Origin of the sequence: Asticcacaulis sp. (assembly GCF_020217185.1) — a bacterium.
Classification (GTDB): Bacteria; Pseudomonadota; Alphaproteobacteria; order Caulobacterales; family Caulobacteraceae; genus Asticcacaulis.
In genome coordinates, this window is sequence record NZ_JAIWNX010000010.1 from 1 (window position 1) to 10,000 (window position 10,000).

Consider the following 10,000-nt stretch of genomic DNA (forward strand, 5'->3'; position numbering starts at 1 on the left):
ATAGGCGGCCTTATAGTCCACGCCGGGCACGCCCTTGATGCAGGCCTCGGCCAGAACGGCGGCGCTATGGTAGCCGATCATGGTGTCGGTTTCGCGCCCCTGAAGCGGCCAGATGGGTGCGCCCGCCGGGCTTTCCTGCCCCATGCGCGCCAGACCGCCGATCATACCGGGCAGGCGCGGCCCCTGCGTCAGCGTGTACAGCGGATGCGCGGCGCGATAGGTGTCCCACAGGCTGTAAGTCGAATAGTTCTCCTCACCGGGTTTCAGGCTGTGCACCTGATTGTCCATGCCGCGATAGCGCCGATCGACGTCGGAAAACATGGTCGGCGCCAGCAGGCTATGGTAATGGGCCGTATAGAAAACCTTGTGGTCATTCGGGTCACTCAGGTCCACGCGGATGCGCGACAGTTCGCTTTGCCACGCCAGATGCGCTGACCTGCGCGTGCTCTCGAAATCAAAGCCCGGCTGTTCAGCCTCAAGGTTTTTCAGCGCCCCGTCGATATCGACCGCCGAAATCCCCACCTTGACCAGCAGCGGGGCCGACCCCGCATCATCGAAATGCAGGGCGCATTTCAGCTTGCCGCCGGCAACCTCTGTGCCGCCGACCGGCGCGTCGTCCTGATACAGTTCGGCACGGCTGAACGGACGCGACAGTTTCAGCGCAAAGAAGATCCAGCGCCCGCCGGCCCACATGAAGACCTGACGCCCACCCACCAGCGTGTCATTGCCGATCAGGCGCAGACTCGTATTGTCGAGCTTGGTCGCGGGCGATTTTTCCCACCAGTTGCGCTGCCCGTGCGCCCAGTCGATCAGAAGGTGCCCCGCCTCGCCGGCCGGGAAGACGTAACGGTGCAGACCCGTGCGCAAGGTGGCCGTCAGTTCGGCGCGCACGCGGCTGTCGGTCAGGGTGACGGCGTAGTAGCCGGGACTGGCCACCTCATCGGTATAGCGCGAGCGGTAGCTGCCTCCGATCTTTCCCGGCTCACCGGGATTGAGCACGACGGCTCCGGTGCGCGGCGTCACCAGACAGTCGAGCATATCCGCGCAGCCCGTCCCCGACAGGTGGGTGTGCGAAAAGCCCATGATCGAGCCGTCCTTGACGTGATAGCCGGAGCAGGAATCCCAGCCATTATTGCTGGTGTCCGGCGACAACTGCACCATGCCAAACGGCAGGGTCGCTCCCGGATAGGTGTGGCCGTGGCCGCCCGTGCCGATAAAGGGATCGACATGGGCGCACAGGTCGTCTTCAGCGGCCAGAGACTGAACCGGCAGGACGGAGGCCACCGAGGCGGCCCCCAGAAGCGAACGGCGATTGATCATCGAAAGGCACTCCATAGTCGCGGGTTATCGCGGCAAATCACAAGGTCACAGAAGGTCGGGGGCGGTCCGCATCAGGGTCAGCACGGTCTCTCCAAACAGGCTGTTGGCCCAGGCAAACCATGAGCGGGTGAAATGACCGGCGTCATCCTTATGCACGGACTCATTGACGAAACCGCGCGGAGCCGAGGCCCGCACAATGCCCGCAAGGCAGGCGCGTTGTTCGGCCTTGTCCTGCGTGGTCAGTATCTGCATCATCAGGGCGATGGGCCACACCGTGTCCGGCTCCGAATGCGGGCTGCCGACGCCGGACAGCACCTTGCCCTCGAAATAATAGGGGTTGCGGCGGCTCAACACCGCGCGGCGGGTGCGCTGATAGAGCGGGTCGTCGATACGGCAGGCCCCCAGATAGGGCAGGCTGAGCAGGCTTGGCACATTGGCGTCGTCCATAAACAGGCCATTGCCGAAGCCATCGACCTCATAGGCCCACATGTCGCCACCGTCAGGCGCGCTGAGGCGGCCATAGGCGTTCAGGGCGTCGCTGACCTCCTGCGCCAGCGCCAGACACGACTGCGCAAACCCTGCCCCAAGCCCCGTCGGTTGCGCCAGCTCAGCCAGTTGCCGCAGACTCACGACCGCAAAATGATTGGCCGGGATGAGGAAGGGATAGAGGCAGGCATCGTCGGACGGGCGGAAACCGGAATGGATCAGCCCGATCTTGCGCGTCGGGGCCCCGTAGCCGCGCGCCAGCGTCTCGGTGGGTTCGGACGCCGTGCGCTGAAAGCGGTAAGGACCGTTGCCCTCCTTACGCTGCTGAACGCGGAAGGTATCGACCACCGTGTGCATGGCGGCGCGCCAGGTCTCGTCAAAGGCGCTGACATCCCCCGTCTGCCGCCAGTACAGATAGGACAGGCGCACCGGATAGCACAGCGAGTCTATTTCCCATTTGCGCTCGGCCACACCCGGCTTCATGTCGGTAAAGTCGGTCTGCGACCATGACAGGTCGGTGCGCGCCCTGGGGTCGTGCATATAGGCATTGGCATAGGGGTCGATCAGGATGCAGCGCGATTGCCGGTGGATCAGACCGACAAACAGGCGTTGCAGCGCCTTGTCCTCCGTCACCAGCGGCAGATAGGGCGTCACCTGCGCCGACGAGTCGCGCAGCCACAATGCCTTGATATCGCCGGTAATGACGAAGGTGTCGGGCTTGCCATCCACCTCCCCCAGCTCAACCGTCGTATCGAGCGTGTTGGGGTAGGCGTTTTCAAACAGCCGCGCTAGAGCCGGGTTGCGGATAGCGCGGCGGGCCTTGGTGATGGTCGCTTCGACCGCCGCCGAGCGGAAGCCTCGCTGTTGCGGCGGAAGCCGCAGGCCAGAGGCCACCTGAGGCGACATGGGCGGAATTTCGGCCAGAGCGGGCGTCGCCAATGCGCCCAGTGTGGTTGCCCCCAAAGCGGTGAGAAACTGTCTGCGCTGCATCGGCCCTATCCTTTTACCAGACCCGGCAGGTCCCAGATCTGCGATCCCGAACCGGCCAGTGAGCGTTCGCCCTGATCGTGCAGGTCGAGCACGACGACCTCATTGACCCCGACCTTGAGATAGGGGGCCGGGACGAAGACGGCGCGCTGCGGCCCAACGGACCAGTAGCGGCCCAGATTGTGCCCGTTGACCCAGACATAGCCCTTACCCCAACCGCGCAGGTCGAGGAAGGTGAAGCCCGCCTCAGTCGTTTCAAACGTGCCGCGATAGAAGGCCGGTCCATCGACGCGCTGACGCTTGAAGCGCAAGGCGCTGAGGTCATCCAGCGATACGCCCAGATGCGTCCAGCCGGTAAGCGGCTTGCCATTCAGCGTGACCGGCCCGATCAGGCCCTTCTGATCCTTGCCGATCTGATCGCCGTAGTTGACGTGGCCCATGGCGTCGATGAGCAGGTCGAGCGTGTCACCGGCCTTAAGCGACACCTCTATCTCGGTCTCTTTCAGACGGCGATCCAGCGTCCCGAACCGGGCCTGTCCGGCGCTGACGAGAGCATAGTCGCGCGCTTCGCCCACACGCAGTTGCCCCGAAAGCGCGGTTTTGGCCGCGTGGCGATAGAGCATCAGGCCGTGGTTCTGCCCCATCTGCTCAAAGGTTTTGGGCTGCGCATGGCTGACACCCTTGGGGTAGAGTTGTGACAGCGGGGCCGTTTCGCGCAGGGTAAAGCGCTCAATTTTGAGGGCCTTTTCCGGCTCCGGCAGGGCGGTGAAGCGCTCCGGTGGCAGGTAGCGACGGAACAGTTCGCGCGCCGCCTCGTATTTCGGTGTCACGCGCCCGGCCTCATCCAGCATGGCGTCGTAATCATAGCTGGAAATATCCGGCTGATAGCCATGCGTTTTGTGGAAGTTGGCCCCGGCGTCGAAGGCGAAAGAGGTGCCGCCGTGCAGCATGTAGAAGGAGAAGCTGATGCGGTTATCGAGCATCCATTTCAGGCTCTCCATCAGCGGCGGGATTTCCATATTGGAGTGCATTTCCCCGAAGTGGTCGAACCAGCCGCCCCACAGCTCGGTACACATGCGCGGGCCCTTGGTCTTGAACCTGGCATAGCGCGCAAACTCGCCCTCCGCCTTGTCATAGGTGCCGAAATTGATGCCATTGAACAGTTCCGGCAGGGCGCCGTTTTCAATGACCGCCGCCCCATCGACGGTATAGAGCTGACCGCTAAAACCGGCGGCGCGCACCTGATCGCGGACGGCGCGCATATAGTTGAGGTCATTGCCGTAGGAGCCGTACTCGTTTTCGACCTGCGTCATCAGGATCGGGCCGCCCTTGTCGATTTCAAGGTGCGCCACCTCCTGCCCCAGCCGCTTCAGCCACTGACCCGCCGGGCCCATATAGCGCGGGTCGAGCGAACGCGGGCGGATGTCCGGGTCATTGAGGAACCACGCCGGATAGCCGCCATTGTCCCACTCGGCGCAGGCATAGGGGCCGGGCCGCAACAGGACGTGCAGCCCCTCTTCCTGCGCCATCTTCACCCAGGCGGCGACATCGAGATTGCCGCTGAAATCATAGACGCCCGGCCTTTTCTCGTGCGCGCTCCAGAAGGTGTAGGTCGAGAGCGTATTCAGCCCCAGTGCCTTCAGCTTGCGCAGACGATCGCGCCACAGTTCGCGCGGGATGCGCGGATAGTGCATCTCACCCGCCATCAGGTGCACGGGCTTACCGTCCAGCAGGAAGTCATCATCCTTTATCGTAAAGCGCGACGGGGCCGCGCTGGCGTCAGCGGCTGAAAAACCGAGCGTCACCGTCGAAGCGGCCAGCCCGCCGAGAATCTGTCTGCGATCAATCATGAGCGTCGTATCCTGTCTTACTTCGGCAGCGCCATCTGGCCGGTGATCGAAAAATCGGCGTTCAGGGTCTGAGCAAATCCGGGCTGGCCGCCACCGACCGACAGGCTGTAGGCCCCGGCCCGGATGGCGCGCTCGCCCTCAAGCGTGACCGTACTCAGATCACGCGGGTCAATCGTCATATAAACGACCCGGCTTTCGCCCGGCTTCAGGCTGACGCGCGAAAACGCCGCCAGCGAGGCATTGAGGCCAAAGGCATCCGGACGTTTGACGTAAAGCTGAGCCACCTCGTCCCCGGCGCGCCGACCCGTATTGCGCACACGGACGCTGAGGCGCAGCGGCTGACCGGCGTTCAGCGAGGTCGTGTCCAGTTTCAGATCGCTATAGCTGAACTGCGTGTAGGACAGGCCGTGGCCGAAGGGATAGAGCGGCTTGCCCTTGAAATAACGATAGGTGCGCCCTTCCATGCGGTAGTCGATAAAGGGTGGCAGGTCCTGCACCGAACGATAGAAGGTCACGGGCAGGCGACCGGAGGGGTTAGACTCGCCGGTCAGGGTGCGGGCAATGGCCGTGCCCCCCGCCTCGCCCGGATACCAGGCGGCCACTATGGCGTCGGCGTGGGCGTCGGCCCAGTTAAGCGCCACCGCCGAACCGGACAGCAGTACCACCACCAGCGGCTTATCCGTCGCCTTGACCGCCTTCAGCAGATCTTCCTGCGTGCGCGGCAGGCCGAGATCGGTGCGATCCCCGCGGTCAAAGCCCGGCACCAGAATCTGAAGCTCCTCGCCTTCGATGTCCGGCGACAGGCCGACGAAGGCCACGATAGCGTCAGCGGCCTGCGCGGCCTTGACCGCTTCGTCGATCTGCGGCTGTGCCGGGGCGATCCATTGCAGGCGCACGCCCCAATCGCCGCCCACATGGCGGTACTCCAGGCGCAGACGGCGCGCGGCGGCGCTGTCGAAGGTCAGTTCGGCCTCCAGAGACTTACCGTCGCCCGTATCGACGATGACCGGCTTGTCATCGAGATAGAGGCGCACCTCATCGTGCTGATTGGCCTCGCAGGACCAGCAGCGATCCACGAACACTTTCAGGCGATAGGTGCCCGCCGCCGGGGGCACGATCTGACCGCTCCAGCGGATGCTGTAAGGGCCGTCTTTCAGCCCCTTGACCGGCAGGCGGTTCATGAATTCCAGATTTACGGTACGCTCGGTGCGCGTCTCGACCGGCGCACCGGCAAAATCGGCATTGGCGTAATAGCTGGCCGTCAGACCCGATAGGCCTTCAGGCGTGCGCAACGCGGTTTCGGGCACCGTAGTCGGCACCCCTTCGGCCAAGGTCGCGCCCTGCGCATAGAGCACCTTCGCGGCCCCCAGTTGCGCCCGCAATCCGGCCAGCGGCGTCACCGGCTGACGCGCTATGCCATTATAATTGCCGCGCAACGTCTCCTGCGTGTCGGCATTGGGGCCGATGACCGCGACAGTCTGACCCGGCTTGAGCGGCAAGACGCCATTGTTTTTGAGCAGGACCAGCGACTGTTCCGCCGCCTGTAGCGCCAATCCTTGCGCCTGCGGTGTATTGATGGCGGCCGGGCTGATCTTCGACCACGGGCTGGGCGCGCCGTCGATGCCGAGACGCTTGCGCACATCCAGCAGGCGGTTCAGCGACTGATCCATCAGGGATTCGGGGATCAGGCCCCGGCTCACGGCTTCGGGCAGGGCCGCATAGGCATTGCCGCAGTTGAGATCGACGCCAGCCTTCAGGCTTTCGGCCGAAGATTCAGCGTCATTGAGGCGATAGAAGTGAAAGCGCGTCATGTCGTAGATGGCGTCGCAATCGGTGACGACATAGCCCTTGAAGCCCCAGGCGTCGCGCAGATAGGTCTTGAGCAGCAGGTCAGAGGCACAGGCCGGAACGCCCCCCACGGCATTATAGGCACACATGACCGACTGCGCCTTGGTCGTCATCACCGAATAACGGAAGGCCGGCAAATAGGTCATTTCCAGATCATAGGGCGATACCGAGGCGGCAAAACCATGCCGACCGGCCTCCGGCCCCGAATGCACGGCCAGATGCTTGACCGAGGCCACGACCTTCGGGTGCTGCGGGTCCGGCCCCTGAAGCCCGGTGACGAAGCCTTCAGCCAGACGGCTGGTCAGGAAGGGATCTTCGCCATAGGTCTCCTGCCCCCGCCCCCAGCGCGGATCACGGAAGATATTGATATTGGGCGACCACAGGGTCAGGCCGTAATAGCGCGGGTGATCCCCCGCCGGATCGGTCGAATTGAACTTGGCGCGCGCCTCAGTGGAAACCACATCCCCCACCTGTTTCAGCAGAGCCGGGTTCCAGGTGGCCGCCAGGCCGATGGCCTGAGGGAATACGGTGGCTTCGCCCGCCCGCGCCACGCCGTGCAGGCCTTCGTTCCACCATTCGTAGGCGGTCAGACCCGCCGATGGCAGGGCTGGCGCCCGGTTCTGCATCTGCGCCGCCTTTTGCTCGACCGTCAGGCGGGCAATGCGCGGGTCCATGGGTGGCTCAGCCGTTTGCGCCAGCGCCGCACCCAGGGACAGGGCCCCCAGAGACAGGGCACTGAGGCTTACGGTCAGCAGAAGGGGTTTCACAGCAGAAAATACAGATCGGGAAATCATTGCGCAGCGCCATAGAGGGAACGGATGGTCAGCGCCCGACGCAGTTGCGCCTCGGAAGCTGAGGTTTTGAGATCGAGGGTGACGGTCTCACCGGGCAGCAGATCGAACGCATTGTCGGACAGGCTCACCTCCAGCGCGTCCGTGTCGACCCAGACCTGCCGCGCCAGCGTGCGCGCCGACAGGGTAAGGCGATAACCGTCCGCCGTGCGGGTCAGGCGCGATTTAATCTTCGGATCGCGGAGCGCCAGCGCCTTGGAGGCGACGAAATAGCTCTGATGCCGCGAGATGACCTGATCGTTTTCCAGAAGCTCGACGCTGACCACGGTCGATTTGGGATCGGCGCCTTTCAGCAGGTCGGCATCACTGAGGCGCGTGACGACCTGTGCGCTGAGCGGGGCGGCGTTGAGGTCCTGCGTCCATTGCGACAACAGCTTGCCGTCCAGCGTCATCACCTTCAGCCGCCAGTGCAGGCGCGCCTCGCTCTGACGATCAGACACCACCGACAGCTCGGTCACGCCGTCGCGACGCAGCAGCGATACGGAGACGGGGGCATAGAAACGACGCGCCGAATAGTGCAGCGCCTTCCAGCGGCCGTAATAATCAACACTCGACCACGACGCCACCGGCCACACATCGTTCAATTGCCAGTAGAGGCCGCCCATATTCTGCGGGCGTGAGGCGCGCAGGTGCCGCGCCGCCAGCTCGATACCTTCGGCCTGCATCACCTGCGACAGATAGACGAAGTCCTCAAAGCGCCTGGGCTGACCGTAATTGTTATTGATGTACATCAGAAGGCGCTGATTACCACGACCCTTGTCGAACTTCTGGTGGGCGATCATCACCGGGGCATCAATGGCCATATCCTTCGGCTCGGCAAAGGCCTTGATCGTCGCCATGACCGGGAAGGATTGCAGCCCGTATTCCGACATGAAGCGCGGCGTTACCGTCAGATAGGTTTCCACCGGCTGCTTGCCGCCCCAGACCGTCCAGTAGTGGCGGTCCCCGTCGCGGTCACCATCCGACGGCCCGTCATAGTCAGCCGTGGGGGAACCCGGCCAATAGGGTACGCCCGGTGAATATTTATCGACCGCGCCGCGCAGCACCTGATCGAACAGACGGACCAGACCGGTATGGATGCGCTCGGCCTCCTTGCGACCCACCTTGTCCTTCAGGGCCTGACTGTCGCCCCAGTTATCCCAGTTGACCTGCACCTCGTTATTGCCGCCCCAGATGACAATGGAGGGGTGATGGCGCAGGCGACGCACCTGATCATAGGCCTCCTGACGCACGTTTTCGCGATAGGCTTCGTCGTAAGGCGGGATGGAGCCGCCGAACATGAAGTCCTGCCACAGCATCAGGCCGTGGGCGTCGGCCCAGTCGTAAAAGCCATCGTCGAAATAATGCCCCCCACCCCACAGACGCAGCATGTTCATATTGGCGTCGATGGCGGTTTTGAGGATGCGATCACGGTAAGCGTCCGATACACGCGGCGGCATCATGTCGAGCGGGATCATGTTGGCGCCCTTCATATAGATGGGCACGCCATTGATCAGTATGTCGAAGCCGCGCCCCCATTCGTCCTTCTGACGGCGAATTTCAGAGGTGCGCAGACCGATGCGCTGCACACGCTCGCCCATCACCACGCCGTCGCTCAGAACACGGGCGCGGACGGTGTAGCGATCCGGGCGACCATAACCCACGGGCCACCAGCGTTTCGGATGGTCGATGCGCACCGGCAGGCTGAGGCTGTTGCTTCCAGCATAAAGGGGAAGGGTTTGCGTCTGGGTCTGCGTCTTGCCGTCCGGATCGGTGACGGTAACCTCCAGAGTCGCGCTGCGCGCTGTGTCGGAGACGATCTCGAAACGTGCCTCCAGAGCCGCTACCTGATCATCAAGGTGCTGTTGCTGCGCATAAAAGTCCGACAGACGCACCCCGTCATAAATATCCAGCCGCACCGGCCGCCACGGCCCCAGCGTCACAATGCGCGGGCCCCAGTCCCAGCCGTACTGATACCCGGCCTTGCGCACATAGGCCGAACTGTTCTGCCCCAGCGGCTCATCGCCAAAGGCCGAGTCATAGGCTCCCGGCTGGTAATAGCTGAGCCCCTGCATAAAGGGCCGCATTTTATTGATGGGTGAGGCAAAACGGATATGCAGGCGATTGGCCCCATTCACCACCATGTCCTTAACCGGCACACGCCAGGTGCGGAACATATTGTCTGTGGAGAGAAGCGCCTTTCCGTTCAGCGTCACCTCGGCAAACGTATCCAGCCCGTCGAACACAAGGTCGATATGGCCGCGCTTCAGCGTCGCCTCATCGAGCGTAAACGACGTTTCGTATTCCCAGTCCGACAGGCCGACCCACTGCGCCGCCGCCTCGTTCAGGCCGACATAGGGGTCTTTGAGCTTGCCCGACGCAATCAGGTCGCTCTGCACCGTGCCCGGCACCGTGGCAGGCATCCAGTTGGTGACTTCGGGATGGGCCGCGCGATTGGGGTCGCCCTCAGCGATGCGAAAGCGCCAGCCGTCCGTCAGGGTCCGCGTCTCAAGCCCTTTCAGAGCCTCCGCCCGCGCCGGCACGCCCATCAGAGAGAGAGTCATAATCAGCCAGAGACAAAAAGCGATCAGCCCGCCCATCCCGGCGGCCACACGTCCCTTCGAAATCACTGTCCGATGCACGAATGGTTCTCCCTTGCTCTGCACAGCCCTCAGGCCA

Annotated in this window: 5 protein-coding genes; all 5 read right to left on the minus strand. The window is 63.4% G+C overall.

Annotated elements, in window-relative coordinates; translation table 11 throughout:
• Positions 1-1,320, minus strand: a 1,320-nt coding sequence (locus tag LDL37_RS00475; RefSeq protein WP_290792775.1) for a GH92 family glycosyl hydrolase, incomplete at its 3' end; no start/stop codon positions are given.
• Between the two features lie 45 nt (positions 1,321-1,365).
• Positions 1,366-2,796, minus strand: a complete 1,431-nt coding sequence (locus tag LDL37_RS00480) for a glycoside hydrolase family 125 protein (RefSeq protein WP_290792777.1) — start codon at positions 2,794-2,796, stop codon at positions 1,366-1,368.
• A gap of 5 nt (positions 2,797-2,801) precedes the next feature.
• Positions 2,802-4,643 carry a beta-galactosidase gene (locus LDL37_RS00485; RefSeq protein WP_290792778.1) on the minus strand — a complete coding sequence of 614 codons (1,842 nt, stop codon included), beginning with the start codon at positions 4,641-4,643 and terminating at the stop codon, positions 2,802-2,804.
• Between the two features lie 17 nt (positions 4,644-4,660).
• Positions 4,661-7,258: a glycoside hydrolase family 3 C-terminal domain-containing protein gene (locus LDL37_RS00490; RefSeq protein ID WP_290792780.1), complete on the minus strand. Its 2,598-nt coding sequence runs from the start codon at positions 7,256-7,258 to the stop codon at positions 4,661-4,663.
• 23 nt (positions 7,259-7,281) lie between these two features.
• Positions 7,282-9,885 (minus strand): glycoside hydrolase family 2 protein, encoded by a 2,604-nt coding sequence (locus LDL37_RS00495; RefSeq protein WP_290792783.1) that lies wholly within the window; start codon positions 9,883-9,885, stop codon positions 7,282-7,284.
• Positions 9,886-10,000 lie beyond the last annotated feature (115 nt).